The following is a 23,843-nucleotide window of genomic DNA, read 5'->3' on the forward strand; positions in this document are numbered from 1 at the left end:
GGATGCTCCATCCAATTCGAGGTGAGAGTAAAACGAGGAGACTCCAGCCGATGCCGGAGCCGAGTGGGGGGCTCAGAGACCGAGCGCAGCGGCAGCGAACGCCAGTACTGCCCCGCGCTCATCGACCTTTGCCTGCAGTGATCGCCCGACCGCGTGGCCCGCGTCAGCTTCGACGCGGAGGAAGACCCCGTCCCGTGCGGGCGGGACATCCAGAAGCGCGGCTGCGAGCTTGTAAGCGTGCGGGCCGGGCGGAACGCGATCGTCCTTGTCGGCAGTGACGACGAGGGTCGGCGGATAGCAGACGTCGTGGCGCACGTTGTGCAGAGGTGAATATGCAGCAAGCACAGCACGGTCATCCGCGATGTCGGGATCGCCGAACTCGCGTATCCAACCATGTCCCACCGTGTAGCGGTGGAAATTCAGCATGTCGGCGACGGGAACCTCTGGTATCGCCGCACCGATCAGTTCGGGTGACTGGGTGAGGGCGATGGATACCATCATCCCACCGTTCGACATCCCGTTGACCGCCACCGATCGCGGCCCCGACCACCCGTTCTTCTCGAACCACGCGATGCACGAGACAAGGTCATCGACCCCGTTCTGCTTCTGATGACGGGTCGCGGCGATGTGCCAGTCCTCACCACGTTCGCTGCCGCCCCGCACACCGGCGTACGCCAGTACGCCGCCGGCTCTGAGCCAGGCGAGATGCCAGTCGTCGTATCCGACGGCGAGATAGGGCACGCCGTACCCGCCGTACACCGAGAGGAAGACCTTCGCACTGCCATCCGGCACGAAGCCTGCTGCGTGCACGATCCGCATCGGAACCAGAGTGCCGTCCTTGCTCGGCACTTCGACGAGCGTCGTGGCGTACTCCGCAGCATCCGTCGCGAGCGCCTCGGTCAGCTTCTCGAGGTCGGCGGCGACAGGCAACTCGACCACGCGACGTGCGCCGCCGGTGTGCTCGATGTCGACCAGTACGGTCGCGCCGTCGCGACCACCGCCGAAGTCACGCACGATGCTCCCCAGGGCGATGGGGATCTCGACGGGCGACGACACCGAGCCGTCGGCCGTGAGCGGCTGGATACGAAGGAGGCTCCCCTCGAGCGGGTGGCTCAGCACAACCAGGTGATCGCCGATCACCTGCGCATCTGCGATCGATGAGTCCTGCGGCGCTTCGTACACAATGCGACGGTCGGCGCCTGGCGCGTAGGCCAGAATGCTCCCAGCAGGATTCGCGGAGAAGGACAGCACGAGAGTCTCGTCGCCGTAGACGGTGATGACTCCGTCGGGACCGTCGCCCGTGACGACGGTCTCCCACTCGCCTGGCAGTGTGGTGGGCTGACGGTAGACATGCGCGGGCGTGGTGCCGTCGTTCACCTGCACCGTGATCCACTTGCGGTCCTCGGAAACGGCGGGAATGGACCACGCCGCGGAATCCGGGCGATAGATCTCGGCATCTTCGTGCTGCGGCTGCCCCAAGACATGCAGCCGAACCGAGGCATCGTCGTTGCGGGCCAGGAGCTCCTGCCCCTCGACGGGCTGCCCCCACGACATGTATGCGACACGCTCGTCGTCGAGCCACGCGAACGCAGGCCACTTGATCCCCTGCAGCACATCATCGCTGTCGCGGCCGGTGAGAACGTTCCGGAATCGGCCGATCATCCAGTCCGCACCGCCCGACGACATCGCCCAGGCGACGGTGAGGCCGTCCGGAGAGGGACAGAACTCCGTGATCGAGTCCTGAGGGCTGCCGATCGTCGCTGCGTCGATGAGCATGCGTTCGCCGCTCTCATCACTCACCCACAGCGAGAACTGCTGCTCCCGCGCCCCGCGACGCAGCTGAAACCGCCGGCCGCCCCGGACGACCGGGAGCTGGCGCACCTCGGCGCTGAGAACCTCGGTCAGCTCGTCGCGGAATCCGCCGAGTTGCGGAAGACCCGCCAAGTGCGCTTCGGTACGCACGTTCTGCATGGCCACCCATTCGGCCACGGCCGCGTCGTCGTTCTGAAGCCAGAGGTACCGGCGCGCAGCGTCTTCGCGCGCAGCAACTTCTGCCGGGGTCAAGGGGGTCGCAGTTGACATACACACTCACTTCTTCGTCGAGATGCGTTCTTTTATATCAGTGCTTTCAGTGTTTACTGAAACTTCGTGACATTACCGTTACGAGTCACCGTCCAGGCCACGGATGAAGGAGAATGACTGCATGAGCACCCCGAGCCACGATGCCCATAAGGCGAAACGTGCGGCATTCGTTGAGAAGGTCGGCCTGCAGGTCGAGTCGACCGGATGGATGCCACGCATGTCCGGCCGTGTGCTCGGACTCCTGCTCGTCTCGGAGCAGCCCGTCACGCAGGCGGAGATCCGTGAAGAGCTGCTCGCCAGCGTCGGTGCGATCTCGTCAGCGAGCCGTGAGCTGATCGCCAAGCGCCTGGCAAGGCGCGTCAGCATCCCCGGAAGCAGGCATACGGCGATGGAGCTCCACCCCGACGCGTGGCGCAGCCTCGAGGAGGACGGCCTGCGCGGCGTACAGGACTACTCAGCGCTTGCCAGAGGCGGCCTGGAGGACTTCGCGCCCCACTCAGCGGCGGCGCGCAATCTGCAGCGCATGCGCGACTACTTTGCGGTCGTCGAGGAGCGGATGCAGCATGTGCTGGGCTGGCTCGACGAGACGGCGCCGCGCGGGTAGCACCGACGTTCTACCGTCCGATCCCCCGCATCACCATCCGCACGATCGCATCCACCCGCTCATCACTGAGCGGCTGGCCGAGCAGCGCCGCATAGCTGGCGATCGCGATGAACTGGTCGGCGACGGCGTCAGCATCCACGTCTTCCCGCACGTTTCCCGCCTCGCGCGCGAGGCGCAACCGCGTCGTCACCCATTCGCGGATCGGCGCAGCCAGACGCTCGTTCAGCTGTGCGCCGAGCTCGGCATCCGTCGCGGTCACGGCGATCAGCGCTCGCGCGACCTCGACGCTCTCGACGTTCGCCTGCTGCTCCGACAGCATCCCGAACAAGGCACGCAGGTCGGCCTCGAGATCTGCAGACATCGGAACCGTGGCATCCGATCCCGGCAGCTGTCCTTCCAGCAGCGCCTCACCGAGCACTGCGGCCTTCGACGGCCACCAGCGGTAGATCGTCTGCTTCGAGACCTCGGCCTCGGCGGCGAGTCCCTCGATCGTGACCGCCGCATAACTGTCTTCGGCGAGCGCGCGACGCATCGCCGACAGGACCGCCTGGCGGGCTTTTTCACTGCGGGGACGAGGCACCTTCTCAGGGTATCGGGAGTACTCTGAAATAACTGGACGTAGCGTTGCGTTATACCGAGCACCACCCGAACAAGGAGAGATCATGGCACTGACGGCACACTCCACCATCGGCGAATGGCTGAACGACCCGACGGGCGGCGAGCTCGTCAAGGGCCTGCTCGCGCAGTCGGGGGCCGACACCGAATCCCTCGCCCCTGTCCTCGGCCTGCCCCTGCAGCAGCTCGTCGCCCTCAGCCAGGGTCAGATGCCGCAGTCGGTCGTCGACGACCTCGTCCGCGCGGCCAACGGCGGCGAGATCCCCGAAGACACCGCGCCCACCGGCTGGGTCGAGCAGGTCACCCCCGGCCGGTTCGCCGGCAAGACCGTGATCGTCACCGGCGCAGCATCCGGAATCGGCAAGGCCACCGCCTCGCGCATCGCTCGCGAGGGCGGCCGGGTGATCGCATCCGACATCGCCGCAGACAAACTCGACGTGCTCAAGACCGAGCTGCCCGACGTCATCACCGTCGCCGGCGACCTCACCACGCAGGATGCCATCGACGCGGTCATCGCCGCCGCCGGCGACCGCATCGACGCCCTCGCGAACGTCGCCGGCATCAACGACGACTTCTCCCCCGCCGGAGAGACGACGGATGCTGTCTGGGACCGCGTCATCGCCATCAACCTCACCGCGCCGTTCAAGCTCATGCGCGCGGTGCTGCCGATCATGGAATCCGCCGGCCGCGGTTCGGTGCTGAACGTCGCCAGCGAGGCGGGCCTGCGCGGCAACGCGTCGGGCAACGCCTACACGGCCAGCAAGCACGGCATCATCGGCGTCACGAAGTCGGCGGCGTTCATGTACGGGCCGAAGGGCATCCGGGTGAACTCCGTCGCTCCGGGTGGCGTGGCCACGGGCATCCCGATGCCGCCGAACATGTCCGAGGCGGGCTCGGCGCGTCTCGCCCCGTTCCAGCAGGCGATCCCGACCGTCGCGACGGCCGAGCAGCTCGCGGCATCCATCACCTTCCTCCTCAGTGATGACGCCGTGAACATCAACGGCGCGATCGTCGCCTCCGACGGCGGCTGGTCGGTGCAGTAACCCCGCGCTCACCGGAGCATCCGCTCGAAACCACCTCCTGTGTGCGGGATCGCGCGGGAGGTGGTTCTTCGTTGGGGCTGCAGCTCCGGTCAGTCGGCCGGGCGACGCGTTGCCAGCATCCGAACCAGCGTGCCCAAGACGCCGATGACGAGCGCGACCACGGCGGGCTGCCACAGCACTGCCGCCGCCATCGGCAGGATCTGCCCCGCCGCCTCGGCCATCTCGCGCAGGTCGCCCTGCAGTACGCGCGAGCCGAGCGCATAGCTCAGCGCCGTGAAGGCCGTCGGCAGTAGCCACACCGCCAGCGGCCCGACGACCCACACAACGAGTCGGCCGAGCGGACGCACCCCGCACGACACGAGCGTGACCCCGACGATCATGGCGGGCAGCCAGCGCAGCACGTCGGCGACGAACTGCGGATAGCCCATGTAGGTCGTGAACGCGACGATCGCGGCGCCGATCCAGTTCGCGAACGGCACCGCCGCCAGCACGATTCCCAGCGCCACCGGCGTCACGGTCGGGCGCGAAGTCAGCCACAGCCCGAGCTGCGCGAGCAGGATCCCCATGATCACCCCACCGAGCATCCCGCCGAAGTACAGCACCTCCCGGCCACCCGGCGTGCCGCGCGTGAGGCCGAGACCATCGGCGAGCACCGCGAACGATTGCACGGTCACGATCACGTGCACGAGCAGCACACCCAGCGCCGCGACGCCCGAGCGCATCGGACGCCGGCGGGCGAGCACGCGCACCGCGAGTCCGGCGACCACGCCGCCCATCAGCAGCATCACGAAGATGCTGATCGCGTAGTACTGACTCAGCGGCAGCAGCGCGAACGGCATGTCGTCCGGCAGGGTCTGCTGCTGCCACAGGTTCTGCAGCGGCAGACGGCCCCCGCCGACCCACGACGGAAAGAGCATGACGACGGATGCCACGATGCCGACCACCATCGAGGGCCAGGCGGCCGTGCGCGCGGTGTCGACAGATGCGTCCGGTGCGACGGCGGTGTCGGATTCCATCCGTCGAGTGTGGCAGGCGGAAGTCGGATGCCCGTGGCGCGCCGCACCGGGCATCCGATTCGATTCGGCGGGAATCTCAAGGAGCGCCACTTAGAGTCGCGTGCATGAGCAGCCTGACGCAGCCGACCGGCCGAGAACCCGAGTTCCGCGCGCCGGTCGGCGCCGACGGATCGAGACCCCGAGTGCTGGTGCTCGGCGGCACCGGGTACATCGGCGGCAGACTCGTGCCGCGACTGCTGGCCGCCGGCTACCGCGTGCGCGTGCTGGTGCGCGACGCAGCCCGCGTCAGCGCCTTCCCGTGGAGCGCCGAGTGCGAGATCGTCGAGGGCGCGGCGCAGGATGCCGCGGCTGCGGCCGACGCCACGGCGGACGTCGACATCCTGTACTACCTGATCCACTCGATGGGCGCGGGGGGCCGCTTCGAAACCGCCGACGAGCAGGCGGCGCAGACCGTGGCGGATGCCGCACGCGACGCGGGCGTCTCGCGGATCGTGTACCTGGGCGGCCTGCATCCGGACGGCGCGAAGCTCTCACCCCACCTGCGCTCGCGAGTGCACGTCGGCGAGGTCTTCCTCGGGTCCGGTGTGCCGACTCTCGTGCTGCAGGCAGGGGTCGTGATCGGCTCGGGCTCAGCATCCTTCGAGATGATCCGCCACCTCACCGAGGTGCTGCCGTACATGCCGGCGCCGAAGTGGGTGCGCAATCGCATCCAGCCGATCGCCGTGCGCGACGTGCTGCACTACCTGCTGGGCGCGGCGAAGGTCGCACCAGACGTGAACCGCGCTGTCGACATCGGCGGGCCGGACGTGCTGCGCTACGGACAGATGATGAACGGCTACGCCGTCGAAGCTGATCTGCCGCAGCGTGGGATCGCCGCGCTCCCGGTGCTGACTCCCGAGCTCGCCTCGCACTGGGTCAACCTCGTCACCCCGGTGCCGCGCGCGATAGCCCGCCCGCTGGTGGCATCCCTGCAGAACGAGTGCATGATGAAGGACCACGCGATCGACGAGCTCATCGCCGCGCCCGCCGACGGACTCACCCCTTATCGGCGCGCTGTGCGCCTCGCTCTGGGACGGGTGGATGCCGACAGCGTCGAGACCAGCTGGCAGGACGCCGAGGTGCACGGGGCCCCCAGCGATCCGCTGCCGAGTGACCCCGACTGGGCCGGTCGCACGGTGTTCACCGACTCGCGTTCGGTCGAGACGACAGCATCCGCCGCCGAGCTGTGGTCGGTCATCGTCGGCATCGGCGGCGAGAACGGCTGGTACTCATCGCCGCTGCTGTGGGCCGCGCGCGGCTGGATGGACCGGCTCATCGGCGGCGTCGGGCTGCGGCGTGGACGACGCTCGCGCACCCGCGCAGCGGTGGGCGACGCGATCGACTTCTGGCGCGTGGAGGCGCTCGAGGTCCCTGACGAGGGACTTCTCGTGCGCGATGGGCAGGACGGTCTGCTCGGACGCGACGGGCGCGACGGGCGCGACGGGCTGCTCGGACGCGACGGGCGCGACGGACTGCTGCGGCTGCGCGCCGAGATGAAGGTGCCAGGAGAGGCGTGGCTCGAGATGCGCGCGATCGCTGACGGCAGCCGATCACGGTACGCGCAGCGCGCCGTGTTCTTCCCGCGCGGACTGACCGGGCGACTCTACTGGCTGGCTGTGCTGCCGTTCCACGGATTCATCTTCAAGGGGATGGCCGCGCGGATCGTCGCGGCGGCGGAGGCGCAGCGGTCGGAGTGAGGTCGGGTACTACGGGGATCTCCTGGCTTCGTGATCTTTTCGTTACCTGCGGGGCGGCCAGATCAGGTCGAAACTAAGTGCGAATGTCGGAGGCCCTCTCGATACTGGAAGCATGACATTCGCATCCGAGATCACCGACGGCGCTGTGGCGCTGGCCGAGCTGATCGGCGTGGATGTCGAGCCCGAGGCCCTCACCGCACGAGCCTCGCAGCTGAGCGACGCTGAAGCGGTTTCGGTGGCCGAGGCGGCAGCGAGGATCATGCGCTGCGCCGAGCTCGCGCAAGTCGCGGCGGTCGGCGTGATCGCCGCGCGATCCGCTCGCGACGCCGGGCAGTCGGGCCTCGCGCAGTCGCGCGGCCACCGCACCGCCGTCTCGCTCGTGCAGCAGCTGACCGGCACGGCGAGGGCGGATGCCGCCCGCAAGGTTCGCGTCGGGGAGGCGCTCGTGAACGAGGCGCTCGCGGGTGAGACGCCCGCGGGTGGCGACGTGGGCACCGGCGTCGATCGCGATGCGGATAGCGGGGCGTCGGCGGATGTCAACCGGCCGTGGGATGCACCGCTGAGCGCGGCACTGCTCGGGCAGGCGATCACTGCGGCTCAGCACGACGCGATCCGCCTGGGATTGGGTGCCCCGGTCCCATCCGGCGGTGCCGATGGGGACGCCGCCGCGAGTGATGACGCGCGTGAGGCCTGGTCGCTTGCCGCGGAACAGCTGGTCGCCGAAGCCGGCGGCCGCTCGCTGGAAGAGCTGCGCAGCGCCGCCCGCTCGATTCGGGACCGGCTCGACCCCGAAGGCGCGCACCGCCGCTACCTCGAGCGGTTCGAGCGGCGCTGCTTCCGGCTCTGGACGGATGCCGACGGCAACCGTCGCGGGTCATTCCTGTTCGACGATGAAGGTGGGCTGCTCGCCCAAACCGTGGTCGACAGCGCTCTTCGTCCGCGTCGCGGCGGGCCGAGATTCGTGGACTCCGCAGAGCGCGAGCGTGCGGCGCAGATGATCGACGACGAGCGCACCAACGATCAGCTGGCTTACGACCTGTTCCTCGATGTGCTGCGCGCGGGCGCTCTCGCGGATGCCGAGACGGTGTTCGGCACACGTCAGGCAGGCGTGCGGCTGGTTCAGGTCATCGACGACACCGGAGCGCCGACACCGACCGCTCATGCCGAGGACGGCCTCACCGCGCTGCCATCGGCCGCCGCCGAGCAGCACATCTGCGACAGCGGATACGTGCCGGTCACGGTCGACGCCTGCGGCAATCCGCTCGACGTCGGGCGGGAGCACCGCCTCTTCACACCGAGACAGCGCATCGCCCTGGCGATCCGCGACGGCGGATGCCGATGGCCGGGATGCGATCGACCGGCGTCATACTGCGAAGCGCACCACTGCGACCACTGGGTCGAACACGAGGGCCGCACGGACATCGATCGCGGGATCCTGCTCTGCCGGTTCCACCACATGAATCTGCATCATCACGGCTGGCGACTCACCCGCAACGGGAAGGACGACTTCGTCCTGCACCCGCCGCCCGGTCGCGGCGAAGATGCCATCGAGCTGCGTCCGCGCACAGCCCTCGCCTACGCGTGGGCCGGGATCGACCCGCCACCTCGAAGATTCCGCCAGGCATCGTCGTAGGCGAGCTGCACGCCGATCGAGCCCGAAGCAGACGCACACCTCGTCGCGCTCGCGCGTGTGCGCGTGCGGTGCGGTGCAGTGCAGTGCGGTGCAGTGCGGTGCGGTGCGGTGCGGTGCGATGCGATGCGGTGCGGTGCAGTGCGGTCCAGTCGCCGCGCGCGACCTCTGCCGACCGCACAGCACGCGCAGCGAGTCGAAGCCGGCGTCGAACACTCGGGTACGACAGAGGGCGTGCGCCGGATCCCCATCCGATGCACGCCCTCCCGTCATGCCGTGAGCGTCATTCCACCCGCATCACGCAACCCGACGACGCAGGCCGAACGCGGCGGCACCTGCGACCAGCAGCAGCGCGGCGAGTGCCGCGAGCCCCAGCGGCAGCGACTGACCGGTCGCAGCCAGCTCGTTCACACCAGGAGTGCCGGGGTGCGCCGGGTCGACCGGAGCCTCAGGACCCGCCGGAGCTTCCGGACCCACCGGAGCCTCGGGGTCGACCGGGGCCTCGGGGTCGACCGGAACCTCCGGGTCGACCGGAACCTCAGGGTCGACCGGAACCTCAGGGTCGACCGGAACCTCAGGGTCCACGGGAACCTCGGGGTCGACCGGGTCGGTCGCGCGGACGATCACACCCGCATCCCAGGTCGGGTCAATGCCCTCGGTGGCGCGCACCTCGCCCCAGCCGTACTCGCGGGTCAGGCGCATGTTGTCCGGACCGAGCACGATGGTCTGGGTCAGGCCGGTCGCCGGGTCGGCATCCGAATCCACTGCGTCGTCGTCGCCGGCGTCCGCACTCGTGAAGACGTAGGTCTTCTGCTGGTCTTCGGTGAGGGTGAACTTGACCTGGTACTCGCCCGCGGGCAGCTCGTCGAACAGGTAGCGGCCATGCGCGTCGGTCGTCTCGGTCGCGATGACCTCGCCGTCCCTGAGCAGCTCGACGATGACTCCGGGCAGCACCTGCTCGTCGTCGTCCTGACGGCCGTCCTTGTTCGCGTCGATCCACGTGACGTCGCCGATCGCGTACGTCTTCTCGGGCTCGACCGTCTCACCGGGGGTGTTGTACAGGACCACGTCCGCGCTGATTCCGGTCTCGGCGACAGTGATGCGACTCAGCTCGGTGGCCTTCTGGTAGCCCTGCGGAGCGACGTCCTCGCGCAGCCAGTAAGTGCCGGCCTCCTTCACCGTCGGCATGGCACCGTCTGCCGTGACGATCTTGCCGTTGACGACGCGCAGGTCGTTCAACACGATCGTCTGCTGGTCATCGGCGAGCACCGAGAAGCGCGCAGCCGGATCGGTGATCAGCTTCGCGGCATCGGTGCTGTCGCGCTTGAGCAGGCTCAGCGGGTAGTCGTTCGTCGGCGTGATGGTGGCGCCGACGGCGCCGATCATATTCGTGATGCCGACGTTCGCCTGGTAGTCGACCAGTCGCACCTTGAAGAACAGTGCGACGGTCTGACCGCTCACCAGACAACCGCGCTCGAGCGTCACCGTGTCGGTGTCGGCTTCGTAGCTGGCAGTCAGGTTCGAGCCGGGAACCGAGTAGCTCGTGCCCGAGACGACCTCACCCGAGTTCACGTCACTGGGATCGACCCAGCCGAGGAACTCCACACCGGCCGGCAGCACGTCGACGACGTCTTCGACCATGTTCGTGAAGGTGCCATGCGGCAGCAGCTCGACGCGATAGATGAAGTCGCTCTGCACCAGGTCGCCCTGCTCGTCGGTCTCGACGCGCAGGCTGCCGGTGAACTCGTCGTTCGCTGCGTCGTAGACGCGCTTGCGAACCTCCATCTCGTTGCCAAAGCTGGTCGCTCGGGTGCTGGAGCTCGAGGTGTACACGACCTCCTGGCCGTCACCCTCATAGCGGGCGGTGTTGTGCACGTCGATCGTCTGCTTGCCCTGCAGCACATGCGTGGGCAGGTCGACGGTGATGGTCCAGGAGCCGGTCAGCGGTTCGGGTGCGGACGCGCCCCACTCGGCATCCTTCGGGAAGGCGGCGTTCGGAGCGATCACGAGGTTGCCCTCGGCATCCAGCGACACGTCGAACGTGTCGCCGTCGAGCGGGTAGTTCCACTCGTACATGCCGCGGATCGACTCCTTGATCGCCGGCAGGGTCTGCTCGGTGACGTCGAACACGCTGTGGTCGACGGCGTCGATGATCCGCGAGCCGGCGGCGTCGCCGACGTCCCTTCCGATCGTGAAGGTGTACGGGATGTCGGTCGAGGTGCCCGAGGTCAGCGTGATCGTGCCGCCGGCCGTGTTCTTGTCGAAGCGCTGCGGGTCGTCGACGCCGCCGCTGGTGTCCTTCGGGACGGTGATCGTCGTGGCAGCGCTCTTCGTCTCGTAGCGGTTGTCGCCGTAGACGAAGTACGCGGTGTTCGTCACCCGGTACTCCGCCCGGTACTGGTTCTGACCGCTGACGTGCTGCGGGAGCGCGTCGATCGACGCCTCGACCTTGAGCGTGTACGTCTTCGAGACATCCTTGCCGAGGTTGACGAAGAGGTTCTGACCCGAGATCGCGTAGGTGCCGACGTAGTCGTCAGCGGCGATCGCCCGCTCGAAGTCGCCTTCGAGACCCTCTGCCGCGGTGAGCGGAATCTGCGTGCCGTCCTGGTCGGTGAGCACGAGGAAGGATGCCGAGTCGGTGCTCCAGGTGGCCTCCGCGGGAAGCGCGTCGCGCACGACCACGTTGCGGTCGAGTGCGAACGGGCCATCGGCGAAGTCTGCGAAGGCGGTGAGGTCGGCCTTCAGCGAGTACGAGACGCGGATGCCGTCGGCGAGCTCCGCGCCTGCGGCGAGCTGCTCGTCGAGGGAGACGGCCGACGGGTCGACGCTCTTGCCGAACGCCGCGCCGGTGCCGGGTCGATCCATGCCCTTGACGCTGCCGCGCAGTTCGGTGCGGGTCGACCGCTCCGTGCCGTTCACATCGACGGTGTTGGTCAGTGCGACCGAGTACGACCCGCCGTCGACGGGGTCGACCGCGTCGTACGCCGCCTGAAGCTGGTCGCGCAGTGCGCTCAGCGCGGCAGCATCGGCGATCTTCGCCTGGTAGGTGAACGTGTACGCCGAGTTCACCTCGGCGGCGAAGGTGTGCGTGAAGTCGGTGCCCGAGATCGCGGGCAGGCCCGTGAGAGCGCTGGTCACCGGGTTGAGATCGTCGGCGTCGCGCACGATCTTGCTGCCCGACAGCGAGCCCGGGACGAACGCGAGGTGGGCGCCGAGCGTGTCGGCGATGGTGACCTCGCGGGCGCTCTTGCTCGACACGGTCACGGTGTACGTGAGCGGGACGTCGAGAGCGCTCTCGTCGATGACGATTGCACCGTCGACGACGGAGTGCGGGATGGAGCCGCTGACGCTCTTGTTCGCGCTGTCGGACGTCGACTGCGGCGACTCACCGGGCACGGTGACGATGACCCGCTGTGTGACCGGGGTGCCGTCGACGTTCCAGACCAGCTCGCGCACCTCGGAGTTCTCGACCTCGTCGACCGTGAACTTCAGGTCGAGGACGCCCTGGTTGACGTCCGCCGGGAACGGGTCCTCGAAGGTGATCACGAGCTGTCCCGCGTCGTTGACCGCGAGCGAGCGCACGGCGGTGTTGCCGGCGGGAACGGTGAGCACCGACTCCGGGATCGTGATTCCCTCCGGCAGCGTGATCGCGACGGACTGCCCGTCGTCCATGCTTCCGTAGCCGAGTTGGAACGCGTACGTTCCGCCTTCGGTCAGCACAGGCATCCCGTTGTGCTCCGCACTGCTCGTCGGCGGATACACCGTGACCTTTCCGCCCGCGGCGAAGGCTGGTGTGCCCAGCCCGCCGACCGCCAGCAGTGCGATCAGAATGCCCGCCAGCCAGTGCATGAATGTGCGCGCTCGTGTTCTCGGCGCCGCGTACGCAGCCATCTAGTCTCCCCAGACAAGGATCGGGGCGCGTTTCGTTCACGCGCCCCCGCGTCGACGCCGCGGATGCGGCGCTCGGTGGACAGCAGCGGGTTCGGGCCCGGGCTGTCGGGGTGGCCGGTAGGCCTCCACTCTGATGAGACGGCGAGAAGGGTGATTCATTACGCGACTTCTCGAAGATCTTTCAAGGCGGCTGGGCGGACGGACGTCGGGCGGAAGGTGGGCGCCGCGTCGAAGCGCCTAAACTGAAGGTGCCCCGCCACAACTCTTCTCGTCACCAGGAGCGCGCGTGACCACCCCCAACAACTCTCTCGCACACGTCCCCGACTCCGTCGAGAACGCCCTCGCGACGCCCGAGAAGGAGCAGCCGTACGGCGCCCTCGGACTCAAGGACGACGAGTACGCACGCATCAAGGAGATCCTCGGTCGGCGTCCGACGAGTGGCGAGCTGGCGATGTACTCGGTGATGTGGTCCGAGCACTGCTCGTACAAGTCGTCGAAGAACTACCTGCGCCGCTTCGGCCAGAAGGTCTCGGACGAGATGAAGGAACGCCTCATGGTCGGCATGGGGCAGAACGCCGGCGTCGTCGACGTCGGCGAGGGCTGGGCCGTCACGTTCAAGGCCGAGAGCCACAACCACCCCAGCTTCATCGAGCCGTTCCAGGGCGCGGCCACCGGTGTCGGCGGCATCGTCCGCGACATCATCTCGATGGGCGCACGTCCCGTCGCGGTCATGGACGCCCTGCGCTTCGGCGCCATCGACCACCCCGACACCCCGCGCGTCGTGCACGGCGTCACCGCCGGCATCAGCTTCTACGGCAACTGTCTCGGCCTGCCGAACATCGGCGGCGAGACGGTCTTCGACTCGGTCTACCAGGCGAACCCGCTCGTGAACGCCCTCGCGGTCGGCGTCCTCCGCCACGAGGACCTCAAGCTCGCCAACGCCGAGGGCGTCGGCAACAAGGTCGTCCTGTTCGGTGCCCGCACGGGCGGCGACGGCATCGGAGGCGCCAGCATCCTGGCATCCGACTCGTTCGACGACGGCGGCCCCACCAAGCGTCCCGCGGTGCAGGTAGGCGACCCGTTCGCCGAGAAGGTGCTCATCGAGTGCTGTCTCGAGCTGTACAAGAGCGAGCTCGTCGAGGCGATCCAGGACCTCGGCGCCGCAGGCATCTCGTGCGCGACCAGCGAGCTCGCAGCCAACGGCAACAGCGGCATGCACGTCTCACTCGACAACGTGCTGCTGCGCGACCCCACGCTCACGGCTGAGGAGATCCTCATGTCGGAGTCGCAGGAGCGCATGATGGCGATCGTTCATCCCACCAAGCTCGACGCCTTCATGGCCGTCGTGAACAAGTGGGACGTCGAGACCAGCGTGCTCGGCGAGGTCACCGGCGACGGACGCCTCGTCATCGACTGGCAGGGCGAGCGCATCGTCGACGTCGACCCGTCGACGGTCGCCGTCGACGGCCCCGTCTACGACCGCCCCGTCGCGTACCCGACGTGGATCGACGCGCTGCAGGCGGATGCCGCAGAAGACCTCCCCCGCTCGAACGAGCCCGACGAGCTGCGCGCGCAGTTCCTCGCGCTGCTCGGCTCGCCGAACCTCGCCGACACCAGCTGGATCACCAACCAGTACGACTACTACGTGCTCGGCAACACCGCCCTCGCGTTCCCCGACGACGCCGGCATGATCCGCGTCGACGAGGAGTCGGGTCTCGGCTTCGCGATCTCGACGGATGCCAACGGCCGCTACTGCCAGCTCGATCCCTACAAGGGTGCGCAGCTGGCGCTGGCCGAGGCGTACCGCAACGTCGCCGTCACCGGCGCCGTGCCGACGGCCATCACCGACTGCCTGAACTTCGGCTCGCCCGAGAACCCCGAGGTGATGTGGCAGTTCGGGCAGACCGTGGACGGCCTCGCCGACGGATGCTACGAGCTCGGCACCCCGGTCACGGGCGGCAACGTGTCGTTCTACAACCAGACCGGCGACGTGCCGATCCACCCGACGCCGCTGGTCGGCGTGATGGGGATCATCGACGACGTGTCGCGTCGCATCCCGTCAGGCTGGCAGGACGTGGGCGAGAACATCTACCTGCTCGGCGTCACCGCGACCGAGCTGTCGGGCTCGGCGTGGGCCGATGTCGTGCACGACCACCTCGGCGGCCTGCCGCCGGCGGTCGACCTGGCCGGCGAGAAGCGCCTGGCCGGGCTGATCGGCGCGGCGCGCGAGGAGTGGCTGATCTCATCGGCGCACGACCTGTCTGAGGGCGGCCTCGGCCAGGCACTCGCCGAGGGAGTGATGCGCTTCGGCGTCGGCGCTCGCGTGTGGCTGACCGAGCTCATGGAGCGCGACGGCGTGGATGCCGCATCCGCGCTGTTCTCGGAGTCGACCGGCCGCGTGCTGGTGACCGTGCCCCGCGAGGACGACGTGAAGTTCCGCGGTCTGTGCGAGGGACGCGGCTACCCGGTGCTGCGCATCGGCGTCACCGACAGCGAGCCCACCCTCGAGGTGCAGGACGTCTTCACCGTCTCGGTGGACGAGCTGCGCGAGACCTCACGCGCGACGCTGCCTGCCGTCTTCGGGCCGACGGTGGTCGAGAGCGCCTGAGGCGTTCGGATGCCCGGGGTTGAGCCCCGGGCGAGGCGCCGGCAAAACGGGCGAGGGCGCGGGCGCGGGTGCGGCTACAGCCCAGTGCAGCTACAGCGCTCCGGTGAGCGCGGCGATTCCGAGCAGCAGCGATACGAGCGCCAGCACGAGGGCGATCGCGAACAGCACGGCGTGCACCTTGAGGAACGCCGTCGCCTTGCCGTGCTCGTCGCGCGCGCGGGGATCGGCGGTGACCCGGCGGTAGAACGTCGGCCACACGACCGCGTTGAAGACGGCATTGAGGAACAGCACGATGGCGAGGGGGATCACCCCTCAACGCTATCGGCTTCGTGGCATCGGCCTGCCTGACCGCGCCAGCAGCGGCGTGAGCGATCGCGGTACGATTCTGCAGTGATGAACACGAAGCACGAAGACGCGGAAGACCTCTCGGTCTACAGCGAGCGCCGGCAGAAGCGCATCCGCGTCGTCGCATGGGTGACCATCGTCTCGCTGATCCTCGTCGGCGGCGGAGCGACCGTTCTGACGCTGCTGTTCGGCTGATCCATGAGCCGTGACCTCGAGCGGCTGCGCGCCGCCCTCGACTCGGGCGCACCACTGACCTGGGTGCTCACCGGAGACTCGATCACGCACGGGCTGCTGCACACCCGGGGCGAGCGTAACTACGTCGATCACCTGCACGAACTCATCCGCGGCGACATGGGCCGCGTGCAGGACGCCCTCATCAATACGGGCATCAGCGGCTGGCGGGTCGTCCTGCTGCTGGACGACTTCGAGCGGCGCGTGGCGCACTGGCAGCCGGACATCGTGACGCTGATGATCGGCACGAACGACTGCTCGACCGGAGGCGTGTTCCCCGTCATCACGCCGCAGGAATTCGGCGCAGGCGTGACCGAGTTCGTGCAGCGCGTGCGCGCGATCGGTGCGATTCCGGTGCTGCAGACGCAGCCCGCGATCGACGTCGCGAACGCCCCGGAGCGGGCGCGCATCGCCGAGTTCGCCCAGGCGATCCGCGACGTCGCGAGCGCCGAAGACGTCATCCTGGTCGATCAGTTCGCGAAGTTCGCCGAGCTCGGCGCCGGAGACCTTCCCCGTGGGCTTCTCGATGACCCCTTCCACCCCGGACCCGCCGGTCATGCGGTGCTCGCTCTGGAACTGGCGCGCGTGCTCGGGCTGAAGGCGCCGCGGGCATCCGACCGCGTCCTTCCGCGCCTGACGCGACTCGCGGCGGAGGGCGTCGCGCGCTCCAAGCCGCGGCCGTGGTGGCAACTGTGGCAGCGGCGGCAGTGATCGCCGCCGCTCGACGATCACCTGACGCCATAGGCTGATGGGCATGATCGCCAGACACATCAGCGCCCGGCGCAGGAGTACACGATGACGGTCGCCGAGACCGACCGTGCACTGGACGGCGGAATCGTCGTGATGGGCGTCTCAGGTGCCGGCAAGACGACGATCGCACAGTTGCTCGCCGAGCGGCTCGGAGCGCCCTTCATCGACGCCGACGACCTGCACGGCCCAGAGAACGTGGCCAAGATGAGCGCCGGCATCCCGCTCACAGATGAGGATCGGATGCCCTGGCTGGGGCGCGTCGGCAAGGCGCTCGATCAGCATCCGGCGCCGGTCGTGGCGTGCTCTGCGCTCAAGCGCGTGTATCGCGACGCGCTGCGCGCGCACGCGCCGCGAGTGCGGTTCGTCATGCTCGCGGCCGACGTCGAGCGTCTCGCAGCCCAGGTGTCCGGCCGCACGGATCACTTCATGCCGCCGGCGCTGCTGCAGTCGCAGCTGGAGACTCTCGAGCCGCTCGAGGCGGACGAGCCGGGCATGATCGTCCGCGTCGATGCGGAACCGGACGTGCTCGTCGGCCGCGTGGTCGAGAACCTCAGCTGACGGCGGGCGATTCCGCACTGCTGCTGCGGCTGTCAACCCTCTCGACGACGCCGGCCGGTCCCGCGACGCTGGAGGGCCATTCGACGAAGGAGCAGAAGATGAGCGACAGCACTCCCGGATACGATCCGATCGAGAAGCAGGACCCGCTGGCGAACGGTCTCGACGACGGCACCGGCGATCCCAACGACGACCGCACGTACCTCATGGATCAGCCGCCGGCGCAGGTAGACGAAGAGGCCGTGCGGGAACACGCGGACGAGAACGAAGCAGACGAAGAGGAGTAGTCGCGCCGCCGTCAGCGCGAGTCGGACTTGCGGCCACCCGCCTCGAGCACGTCCCCGGCGGGCAATTCCTTGTGGCCGCCGAACTGCAGACGCATCGCCGAGAGCACCTGGTTCGCGAACTGGTCCTCGTCGCGCGATGCGAAGCGCTCGAACAGCGATGCGGCGAGCACGGGGACGGGCACTCCCACATCGATCGCCGCTTTGACGGTCCAGCGGCCCTCGCCCGAGTCCGAGACGCGGCCGGCGAGTCCGTCGAGCGTCGGGTTCTCGTGCAGCGCGGTCGCCGTCAGATCGAGCAGCCATGACGAGATCACGGACCCACGGCGCCACAGCTCGGTGACCTTCGAGGTGTCGATGTCGAACTGGTAGAACTCCGGCTCCTCGAGAGGCGCGACCTCGGCGGAGTGCTCGGCCTCGCGCACACCGGCATCCGCGTTCTCGAGCAGGTTTAGTCCCTCGGCGATCGCCGCCATGATGCCGTATTCGATTCCGTTGTGCACCATCTTCACGAAGTGACCGGAGCCCGCCTGTCCGCAGTGCAGGTACCCCTGCTCCTCGGGCGCGAGGTCGCCGGTGCGCCCTGGTGTCCGCTCGATCTCGCCGGGGCCCGGTGCGATGGTGCGCAGCAGCGGCTCGATGTGCTGCACCGCGGCATCCGATCCCCCGACCATCAGACAGTACCCGCGCTCGAGACCGAACACGCCACCGCTGGTGCCGGCGTCGACGTATTCGATGCCGCGCTCGCGCAGCGCCGCGGCGCGGCGCACGTCATCGCGGTAGTTCGAGTTGCCGCCGTCGATGATGATGTCGCCCGCTTCGAGGTGAGCGGCGACGTCGTCGACGACTCTGCCGGTGAGCGAGGCGGGCACCATCACCCAGATGACGCGCGGCGTCTGCAGCTGGGCTGCGAAGTCGGCGAGATCGGATGCCCCGGACGCGCCGTCCGCGGCGAGCGCCGCGACAGCATCCGGATTCACGTCGTAGGCCACGCAGTCGTGTCCATCCTTCATCAGCCGGCGCACGATGTTCGCGCCCATCCGACCCAGTCCGATCATTCCCAGTTGCATCGCGTCTCCTCACGTCGGAGTCTCCATCGTCCTGCACCCCGGGTCGGGCGGGCAAGGGCCTGGTGGCGACGGCCGAGCTCCCTTACAGTTCGGGGGCCGACACGCCAGATGTCGGACGGATCACGCGAATCCGTCCGACAAGTGGCGTGTCGGCCCCCAGGGTGTCACGGGTGGCGCCGCGGGTCAGGCGAGCGTGAGGAACAGCTTCTCGAGCTCGGCCACCGTGGGAGCTCCGTCTTCCCGTTCGGCGCCGCTCTCGGCATCCGTCACGCAGTTGCGCAGGGCGGTGCTGATGACCGCGAAGCCCGCGCGGTCGATGGCCTTGCCGACCGCAGCGAGCTGCAGCACGACGTCGCGGCAGTCGGCCTCGGTCTCCATCGCGTCGATCACCGCCGTCAGTTGTCCGCGAGCCCGCTTGAGCCGATTGACGGCCTTGCGGATCTCTTCCGCCGAAGCCTGGGTGCTGCTCATGCCATCTCCTTCTCTCGGATGCCACTCAGGTCGCTCATGCGCACACCGGCGTGCCAGGTCAGGTAGCCGCCCGAGAGGTTGCGCACCGTGCGTCCGTGATGCCGCAGCACCCGGGCCGCCGTATGACCGCGCTGGCCGACCTGGCAGTGCACGATCAGGTCACCGGGTGGCAGGTCGTCGATCTTCGAGCGCAGCTCGTCGACCGAGACGTGGATGCTCCCGGGAATCGCACCGCTCTCCTGCTCCGCCGCGCTGCGCACGTCGAGCACGCTTGCGCCCGCGGTCATCGCGTCTTCGAGCTCGTGCCATTGGATGCTGTCGGTCAGACCGGTCGCGGCATTGTCGGCGATGTAGCCGAGCATGTTGACCGGGTCCTTCGCCGAGCCGAGCTGCGGAGCGTAGGCGAGTTCGAGGCGGCTCAGCTGGGAAGCCGTCAGACCCGCCTGCATCGCGGTCGCGATGACGTCGATGCGCTTGTCGGCGCCGCTGCGGCCGATCACCTGCGCGCCGAGGATCAGATCGGTGTCGGGTTCGACGAGCAGCTTCATGGTCAGCCGCTCGGAGCCGGGATAGTACGTTGCGTGGTCTGCGGGATGCGCGTGGATGACGCGGTGCGCGCGCCCGGCATCCCGCAGTCGCCGCTCGCTCCACCCGACCATCGCGACGGCGAGGTCGAAGACGCCGACGATCGCGGTGCCGACGGCCGGGACCGCATCGTCGGGGCGATCGTCGAGCAGACCGTGCTCCCAGGCGATGACGTCGGCCGCGGTGCGGCCGTGACGGTTGGCAAGGCCGGCCATGGTGACCAGGATGGGCTCGGCGGAGATCGCGTCGATCTTCTCGACGGCGTCGCCGACGGCGAAGATGCGCGGGTCGCTGGTGCGCTGGAGCGCGTCGACGGCGATGCCGCCGGTGGGGCCTGCGGCCAGTCCCGCATCGGTGGCGATGGATGCTGCCGGGCGGACGCCCCTGGCATCGATCACGATGTCGGCGGGCACCGTGGTGCCGTCGCCGAGGTGCACGCCATCGGCATCCATCGACTTCACCGATGTGCGCATGCGCAGGTCGACGCAGCGGGCGCTCAGCTCGTCCACGACGAGGGCGGCCATCTCTGGGTCGAGCGGGCTCAGCGGGTGGACGCCGTGCTGCACGAGTGTCACGTCGAGCCCACGGTGCACGAGGTTCTCGACGGCCTCGAGACCGATGAATCCGCCGCCGGCGACGACGGCGCGCTTCTTGGGCCCGGCGGCGCGGGCTGTGCTGGGCACCTCTTCGAGTGCGAGAGTGATGCGATCGACGTCGTCGATCGTGCGCAGGGTCGACACGATCGGCCCACCCTCGATCTGGCCGAAGGCGTCACGCGGAGTGGCTCCGGTGGCGAGGATGAGGTGATCGTACGCTTCATGCGAGATCGTGCCCATGCGGGTGTCGCGGATGCTGACCGTCTGGGCATCGCGGTCGATCGCGACAGCCTGGTGGCGGGTGCGCACGTCGAGCGCGAAGCGGGCGCGCAGCGACTCGGGTGTCTGCAGCAGCAGCGACTGGCGCTCGGTGATTACACCGCCGACGTAGTAGGGGAGTCCGCAGTTGGCGAAGCTGACGTAGTCGCCCTGCTCGATCACGATGATCTCCGCTGACTCGTCGAGACGGCGCAGCCGCGTGGCCGCCGACATGCCGCCAGCGACGCCACCGATGATGATCACGCGCATGAGATCACGCCCTGCCGAACAGCTTGGCGAAGAAGCCGGTGCTCGGCTCGTTCTCGTGGCCGCGGCAGCGGTCCGACGTCGGAACACCGCGCACCACGCTGTCGACGTGCTGACCGCATCCGGCCCACGTCGTCTTGCCGCACTTCCGGCAGGCCACTGCTCGACACATAGCTGTTGGCTCTCCTCGAATCGGTATACCCCGAGGGTATCATGCATACCCCCTGGGGTATGCATGGCTTGCGGTACGGGCATCCGATCGCCTCACTCGCGCGGCAGGCGGAGCCGCCGAGCTCACGCAGGACTATGGTGAGCGACATGGGAGACGTGCGATCGAACCTCGAGGCACTGCGGGCGGATGCTGCCGTGCGCGCTGCATCCGCGGCATCCGCCCTCGCCGAACTCGTCCGCGATCGGCAGGGATCGAACGACGACGACGAGCACGACCCCGAGGGCGTGACGCTGTCGTCGGAGTGGTCGCGTCTGTCGGCGCTGTCGGATGCCGCCGCCGACGAGCTGCGCCAGTTCGACGACGCGCTGGCGCGCCTCGACGCCGGCACCTACGGAATCTGCGCCCGGTGCGGCAAGCCGATCCCCGCCGCGCGCCTCGAGGTGCGGCCGTTCGCCGAGCTGTGCGTGCCGTGCGCGGAGAAGCGCTGACCGGGCTCACCCGCGGGGTTCAGTCACCTCGAATCGCGGATCTCCCCAGCCCAATCCGCCCTCACCATGGGCATCGAGCGCGAGCACCAGCGTGCGCCGGTGCGCGGCGAAGGTGAGGATGTGCGCGAGGCTTCCGCCGTAGCTGATCCTCTCGACGCGCTCGCCAATGACACCCACGAACGTTACGTCGAGCCGATTCTGCGACGTCACCGCGCGCACGTGCGCGAGGAATGCAGGTCCCTCGACGTCGAGGACCGTTCGCAGCTCGGCGAGCGACTGCCCCTCCTCGACGGAGAGGTCGTATTCGCGCCCGGCCATCACCGCGTTCCACATCGCCAGCATCGCAGCAGCGCGGACACTGCTGATGCGCGAAGTGACCCTGCCGGGCGGATCACTGATCGAGGATCGGGCCGCAGGCCCGATCCTCGATCACCTGAGCCACTCGTCCAGGTGCTGCGAGATGAAGTCGTCGTCGTTGAGCTCCGGGTACGCGGTTCGCACGCGGGCGATCTCCTCGGCCTGACCCGGCGACAGCGTCTCGTGCGGGTCCAGGCACCAGATCCCCTCGAGCAGCCCCTGCTGCCGCAGCATCTCGTGCACGCCCGCGATGACGCCGCGGAAGTCGTTGCCCGGGTCGAACACGGCCTGGTTCACGTCCACCAGGTCGACACTCTGTCGCAGCAGGCTCGCGCGGGCGTCGGCATCGCCCGCCGCCGAGCGATGCGCACGTTCAAGCAGCTCGACCGCCGCGCGCGTGCCGACCGCCCACTGCCCGAGCAGGCCTCCGGCGAAGCGCAGGGTGCGCGGGCCCTGCGGCGAGGCGACGTGGAACTCGGACATGAGGTCCGAGACGATCGCATCGTCGTTCCCGGTGTACAACGCGACCTCGTTGGCGCGGCCCGACTCCGCGACGCCCCGCACCAGTTCCAGGGTACGGTAGCGGTCGAACGGGGCGGCCTTGACAGCCACCACCGACGGAATCGCCGCGAACTCGCGCCAGAAACCGCGATCCAGCACCGGCCCACCGATGGCCGACTGCAGGTAGAACCCGATCACGGGCAGGAGCTCGCCCACCGCGCGGGCGCGGTCGAGCAGCATCGACGGATCCGCTCCGGGCACCCGCGGGCTGACCAGCACCGCGTCGTAGCCGAGCTCGAGCGCCAGCTCGGCCTCCGCGACGGCCTGGCGAACGTCGCCTGCGACGCCGGCGATGCGCACGACATCCGGGTCGTGGTGCGCGTCGAGCTCTTCGGCGGCGAGCGCCAGCACCGGCTCGATGAGCGCATGCTGCGGGTCCCTGATCTCGAACTGGGTGGTGTGCACTCCGACGGCGAGACCGCCGGCGCCGGCGGCGAGGTAGTACCGGGTGAGGGCGCGCTGACGGCGCTCGTCCATCCGCCGCTGCGCGGTGAGGGCGAGCGGATGCGCAGGGATCACGGCTCCTCGCGCGAGGGTGCGAGCGGCTGCGTCGCGCAGCTGCGGGATCGCCATCAGAACCTCCCGTCGCGAACGGCCCACTTGGTGGGCTTCGCCGACATCGGCAGTCCTGCCGTGAGCCATTCGGCCTGCAGAGCGATGAGCTCGTCCGCCGAGACCGAGGGATACCCGAACAAGGCCATGCAGCGCCGGGAGTCGTTCAGCAGCGCCGTCGGCTGCGGTTCGTCGGCGAACCGCACCTCGCGGTCGAAGAGCTCGGCGAAGCGGCTCGCGACGGAGGCGACGCTGAGCGTCTCGGGTCCCGTCAGGTTGACGGTAAACACATCCGTCGTCGCGTGGGACAGGCAGCGGAGCACGACCTCGTTCGCGTACCCCTGCCACACCACGTTGACGTTCGCCGTCGCCACGGATACCGGATGACCTGCGTGCACCGCGCTGGCGATGTCGGCGAGCAACCCGTAGCGCAGGTCGATCGCGTAGTTCAACCGCACGATCGAGACCCGCGTGCCGCGCTGCTGCGCCCCGAACTCGAACACCCGCTCCCGGCCGAGACACGATTGCGCGTACTCGCCGATCGGATCGGGGGCGGTGTCCTCCGACGCCCCACCGGACGCGGAAGCGACGAAGGGATAGACGTTGCCGGTGGACATCACCGCGATCGCGCTGTCGCGGTATCTCCGTGCGACACGGTCGGGCAGGGCGGCGTTCACCTCCCAGGCCCAGGAGGGCGCCGTGGCCGCACCGAACTTGGCCCCCACCATGAAGATCACGTTCGGGGCATCCGGAAGCGCCGAGAAGTCGTCGTTCTCGATCAGGTCGAACGGGACGACGTTCACACCGGCGGCTTCCAGGCGCGCACGCACCTGCGCATCGCCGAACCGCGACACGGCGTGCACCGCGTCGTCGCGTCGCCCGGCCTCATCGAGCGCACGACGGGCGAGCATCGCCAGGGTCGGCCCCATCTTGCCGCCGGCCCCCAGGATGGCGAGGTCGCCCGAGCCGTTCTCGAGCTCTTCGATCAGACCGGCGCTCGGCGTGGCGAGCGCCTCTTCCAGCTCGGCCTCAGAGGTGAAGGGTTTCATGGCGATCTTTCTCGTCCTTCCGATCCG

General features: G+C 68.8%; 22 protein-coding genes. 10 read left to right on the top strand and 12 right to left on the bottom strand.

Going from position 1 to position 23,843, the window contains the following annotated elements; all coding sequences use genetic code 11:
* Positions 1–72: 72 nt before the first annotated feature.
* Positions 73–2,082: a prolyl oligopeptidase family serine peptidase gene (locus tag ACQUSX_RS08605; protein WP_428906531.1), complete on the bottom strand. Its 2,010-nt coding sequence runs from the start codon at positions 2,080–2,082 to the stop codon at positions 73–75.
* A 121-nt stretch (positions 2,083–2,203) separates the two neighbouring features.
* Here ACQUSX_RS08605 and ACQUSX_RS08610 point away from each other — a divergent pair, with 121 nt between their 5' ends.
* Positions 2,204–2,686 carry a GbsR/MarR family transcriptional regulator gene (locus ACQUSX_RS08610; protein ID WP_428906532.1) on the top strand — a complete coding sequence of 161 codons (483 nt, stop codon included), beginning with the start codon at positions 2,204–2,206 and terminating at the stop codon, positions 2,684–2,686.
* A 10-nt stretch (positions 2,687–2,696) separates the two neighbouring features.
* On the opposite strand, the gene ACQUSX_RS08615 is transcribed toward ACQUSX_RS08610, so the two are convergent.
* A complete protein-coding gene (locus ACQUSX_RS08615; RefSeq protein ID WP_428906533.1) occupies positions 2,697–3,266 on the bottom strand; it encodes a TetR/AcrR family transcriptional regulator in 570 nt (189 codons plus the stop codon).
* A gap of 82 nt (positions 3,267–3,348) precedes the next feature.
* Here ACQUSX_RS08615 and ACQUSX_RS08620 point away from each other — a divergent pair, with 82 nt between their 5' ends.
* Entirely contained in the window at positions 3,349–4,344 is a 996-nt protein-coding gene (locus ACQUSX_RS08620; RefSeq protein WP_428906534.1) for an SDR family NAD(P)-dependent oxidoreductase, read from the top strand.
* Positions 4,345–4,433: 89 nt separating this feature from the next.
* On the opposite strand, the gene ACQUSX_RS08625 is transcribed toward ACQUSX_RS08620, so the two are convergent.
* Positions 4,434–5,360, bottom strand: coding sequence for a hypothetical protein (locus tag ACQUSX_RS08625; RefSeq protein WP_428906535.1), 927 nt, complete (start codon positions 5,358–5,360; stop codon positions 4,434–4,436).
* Between the two features lie 104 nt (positions 5,361–5,464).
* Here ACQUSX_RS08625 and ACQUSX_RS08630 point away from each other — a divergent pair, with 104 nt between their 5' ends.
* Entirely contained in the window at positions 5,465–7,096 is a 1,632-nt protein-coding gene (locus tag ACQUSX_RS08630) for an SDR family oxidoreductase (protein ID WP_428906536.1), read from the top strand.
* Positions 7,097–7,208: 112 nt separating this feature from the next.
* Positions 7,209–8,729, top strand: a complete 1,521-nt coding sequence (locus ACQUSX_RS08635) for an HNH endonuclease signature motif containing protein (RefSeq protein WP_428906537.1) — start codon at positions 7,209–7,211, stop codon at positions 8,727–8,729.
* 294 nt (positions 8,730–9,023) lie between these two features.
* Here ACQUSX_RS08635 and ACQUSX_RS08640 read toward each other — a convergent pair whose 3' ends face one another.
* On the bottom strand, positions 9,024–12,617 hold the full coding sequence (locus ACQUSX_RS08640) for an SdrD B-like domain-containing protein (RefSeq protein ID WP_428906538.1): 3,594 nt from the start codon (positions 12,615–12,617) through the stop codon (positions 9,024–9,026).
* A 286-nt stretch (positions 12,618–12,903) separates the two neighbouring features.
* Between ACQUSX_RS08640 and purL the strand changes: the two genes are divergently transcribed.
* Complete coding sequence (gene purL / locus ACQUSX_RS08645) at positions 12,904–15,225, top strand: phosphoribosylformylglycinamidine synthase subunit PurL (protein ID WP_428906539.1); 2,322 nt, start codon at positions 12,904–12,906, stop codon at positions 15,223–15,225.
* Positions 15,226–15,315: 90 nt separating this feature from the next.
* Here purL and ACQUSX_RS08650 read toward each other — a convergent pair whose 3' ends face one another.
* The gene (locus ACQUSX_RS08650) at positions 15,316–15,534 is read right to left on the bottom strand and encodes an SCO4848 family membrane protein (RefSeq protein WP_428906540.1); all 219 of its coding nucleotides are present in this window, start codon (positions 15,532–15,534) and stop codon (positions 15,316–15,318) included.
* Between the two features lie 81 nt (positions 15,535–15,615).
* On the opposite strand from ACQUSX_RS08650, the gene ACQUSX_RS08655 reads away from it, so the two are divergent.
* The 4 genes from ACQUSX_RS08655 (at position 15,616) to ACQUSX_RS08670 (ending at position 17,393) form a co-directional block, all read left to right on the top strand.
* Entirely contained in the window at positions 15,616–15,765 is a 150-nt protein-coding gene (locus ACQUSX_RS08655) for a hypothetical protein (RefSeq protein WP_428907648.1), read from the top strand.
* A 3-nt stretch (positions 15,766–15,768) separates the two neighbouring features.
* Positions 15,769–16,512 carry an SGNH/GDSL hydrolase family protein gene (locus tag ACQUSX_RS08660; protein ID WP_428906541.1) on the top strand — a complete coding sequence of 248 codons (744 nt, stop codon included), beginning with the start codon at positions 15,769–15,771 and terminating at the stop codon, positions 16,510–16,512.
* A gap of 84 nt (positions 16,513–16,596) precedes the next feature.
* On the top strand, positions 16,597–17,109 hold the full coding sequence (locus ACQUSX_RS08665) for a gluconokinase (RefSeq protein WP_428906542.1): 513 nt from the start codon (positions 16,597–16,599) through the stop codon (positions 17,107–17,109).
* A gap of 98 nt (positions 17,110–17,207) precedes the next feature.
* Positions 17,208–17,393: a hypothetical protein gene (locus ACQUSX_RS08670; protein WP_428906543.1), complete on the top strand. Its 186-nt coding sequence runs from the start codon at positions 17,208–17,210 to the stop codon at positions 17,391–17,393.
* Positions 17,394–17,404: 11 nt separating this feature from the next.
* Here the strand turns inward: ACQUSX_RS08670 and gnd are convergent, their stop codons facing one another.
* The 4 genes from gnd to ACQUSX_RS08690 all read right to left on the bottom strand — a co-directional run bounded on the left by gnd (position 17,405) and on the right by ACQUSX_RS08690 (position 20,809).
* Complete coding sequence (gene gnd / locus ACQUSX_RS08675; RefSeq protein ID WP_428906544.1) at positions 17,405–18,460, bottom strand: phosphogluconate dehydrogenase (NAD(+)-dependent, decarboxylating); 1,056 nt, start codon at positions 18,458–18,460, stop codon at positions 17,405–17,407.
* 183 nt (positions 18,461–18,643) lie between these two features.
* Positions 18,644–18,931 (bottom strand): metal-sensitive transcriptional regulator, encoded by a 288-nt coding sequence (locus ACQUSX_RS08680; RefSeq protein WP_428906545.1) that lies wholly within the window; start codon positions 18,929–18,931, stop codon positions 18,644–18,646.
* Positions 18,928–20,640 (bottom strand): FAD-dependent oxidoreductase, encoded by a 1,713-nt coding sequence (locus ACQUSX_RS08685; protein ID WP_428906546.1) that lies wholly within the window; start codon positions 20,638–20,640, stop codon positions 18,928–18,930. Before ACQUSX_RS08685 ends, ACQUSX_RS08680 begins: the two co-directional genes overlap by 4 nt.
* Positions 20,641–20,644: 4 nt before the next feature.
* Positions 20,645–20,809: a DUF8730 family Cys-rich protein gene (locus ACQUSX_RS08690; RefSeq protein WP_428906547.1), complete on the bottom strand. Its 165-nt coding sequence runs from the start codon at positions 20,807–20,809 to the stop codon at positions 20,645–20,647.
* Between the two features lie 146 nt (positions 20,810–20,955).
* Between ACQUSX_RS08690 and ACQUSX_RS08695 the strand changes: the two genes are divergently transcribed.
* Positions 20,956–21,297 carry a TraR/DksA family transcriptional regulator gene (locus tag ACQUSX_RS08695; RefSeq protein WP_428906548.1) on the top strand — a complete coding sequence of 114 codons (342 nt, stop codon included), beginning with the start codon at positions 20,956–20,958 and terminating at the stop codon, positions 21,295–21,297.
* 6 nt (positions 21,298–21,303) lie between these two features.
* Here ACQUSX_RS08695 and ACQUSX_RS08700 read toward each other — a convergent pair whose 3' ends face one another.
* The 3 genes from ACQUSX_RS08700 to ACQUSX_RS08710 all read right to left on the bottom strand — a co-directional run bounded on the left by ACQUSX_RS08700 (position 21,304) and on the right by ACQUSX_RS08710 (position 23,816).
* Entirely contained in the window at positions 21,304–21,639 is a 336-nt protein-coding gene (locus tag ACQUSX_RS08700; protein WP_428906549.1) for a hypothetical protein, read from the bottom strand.
* Positions 21,640–21,726: 87 nt separating this feature from the next.
* The gene (locus ACQUSX_RS08705; RefSeq protein WP_428906550.1) at positions 21,727–22,788 is read right to left on the bottom strand and encodes a dihydrodipicolinate synthase family protein; all 1,062 of its coding nucleotides are present in this window, start codon (positions 22,786–22,788) and stop codon (positions 21,727–21,729) included.
* Positions 22,788–23,816, bottom strand: a complete 1,029-nt coding sequence (locus tag ACQUSX_RS08710) for an NAD-dependent epimerase/dehydratase family protein (RefSeq protein ID WP_428906551.1) — start codon at positions 23,814–23,816, stop codon at positions 22,788–22,790. Before ACQUSX_RS08710 ends, ACQUSX_RS08705 begins: the two co-directional genes overlap by 1 nt.
* Positions 23,817–23,843: the final 27 nt, after the last annotated feature.

It is taken from the genome of Microbacterium alcoholitolerans, assembly GCF_050408615.1.
Taxonomy (GTDB): Bacteria; Actinomycetota; Actinomycetes; order Actinomycetales; family Microbacteriaceae; genus Microbacterium.

Excerpts from the sequence above, each read along its gene's own strand:
- ACQUSX_RS08605 (WP_428906531.1), bottom strand. The coding sequence starts at position 2,082 with ATGTCAACTGCGACCCCCTTGACCCCGGCAGAAGTTGCTGCGCGCGAA.
- ACQUSX_RS08610 (WP_428906532.1), top strand. The coding sequence starts at position 2,204 with ATGAGCACCCCGAGCCACGATGCCCATAAGGCGAAACGTGCGGCATTC.
- ACQUSX_RS08620 (WP_428906534.1), top strand. The coding sequence starts at position 3,349 with ATGGCACTGACGGCACACTCCACCATCGGCGAATGGCTGAACGACCCG.
- ACQUSX_RS08625 (WP_428906535.1), bottom strand. The coding sequence starts at position 5,360 with ATGGAATCCGACACCGCCGTCGCACCGGACGCATCTGTCGACACCGCG.
- ACQUSX_RS08630 (WP_428906536.1), top strand. The coding sequence starts at position 5,465 with ATGAGCAGCCTGACGCAGCCGACCGGCCGAGAACCCGAGTTCCGCGCG.
- ACQUSX_RS08635 (WP_428906537.1), top strand. The coding sequence starts at position 7,209 with ATGACATTCGCATCCGAGATCACCGACGGCGCTGTGGCGCTGGCCGAG.
- ACQUSX_RS08640 (WP_428906538.1), bottom strand. The coding sequence starts at position 12,617 with ATGGCTGCGTACGCGGCGCCGAGAACACGAGCGCGCACATTCATGCAC.
- ACQUSX_RS08660 (WP_428906541.1), top strand. The coding sequence starts at position 15,769 with ATGAGCCGTGACCTCGAGCGGCTGCGCGCCGCCCTCGACTCGGGCGCA.
- ACQUSX_RS08665 (WP_428906542.1), top strand. The coding sequence starts at position 16,597 with ATGACGGTCGCCGAGACCGACCGTGCACTGGACGGCGGAATCGTCGTG.
- ACQUSX_RS08670 (WP_428906543.1), top strand. The coding sequence starts at position 17,208 with ATGAGCGACAGCACTCCCGGATACGATCCGATCGAGAAGCAGGACCCG.
- gnd (WP_428906544.1), bottom strand. The coding sequence starts at position 18,460 with ATGCAACTGGGAATGATCGGACTGGGTCGGATGGGCGCGAACATCGTG.
- ACQUSX_RS08680 (WP_428906545.1), bottom strand. The coding sequence starts at position 18,931 with ATGAGCAGCACCCAGGCTTCGGCGGAAGAGATCCGCAAGGCCGTCAAT.
- ACQUSX_RS08685 (WP_428906546.1), bottom strand. The coding sequence starts at position 20,640 with ATGCGCGTGATCATCATCGGTGGCGTCGCTGGCGGCATGTCGGCGGCC.
- ACQUSX_RS08690 (WP_428906547.1), bottom strand. The coding sequence starts at position 20,809 with ATGTGTCGAGCAGTGGCCTGCCGGAAGTGCGGCAAGACGACGTGGGCC.
- ACQUSX_RS08695 (WP_428906548.1), top strand. The coding sequence starts at position 20,956 with ATGGGAGACGTGCGATCGAACCTCGAGGCACTGCGGGCGGATGCTGCC.
- ACQUSX_RS08700 (WP_428906549.1), bottom strand. The coding sequence starts at position 21,639 with ATGCTGGCGATGTGGAACGCGGTGATGGCCGGGCGCGAATACGACCTC.
- ACQUSX_RS08705 (WP_428906550.1), bottom strand. The coding sequence starts at position 22,788 with ATGGCGATCCCGCAGCTGCGCGACGCAGCCGCTCGCACCCTCGCGCGA.
- ACQUSX_RS08710 (WP_428906551.1), bottom strand. The coding sequence starts at position 23,816 with ATGAAACCCTTCACCTCTGAGGCCGAGCTGGAAGAGGCGCTCGCCACG.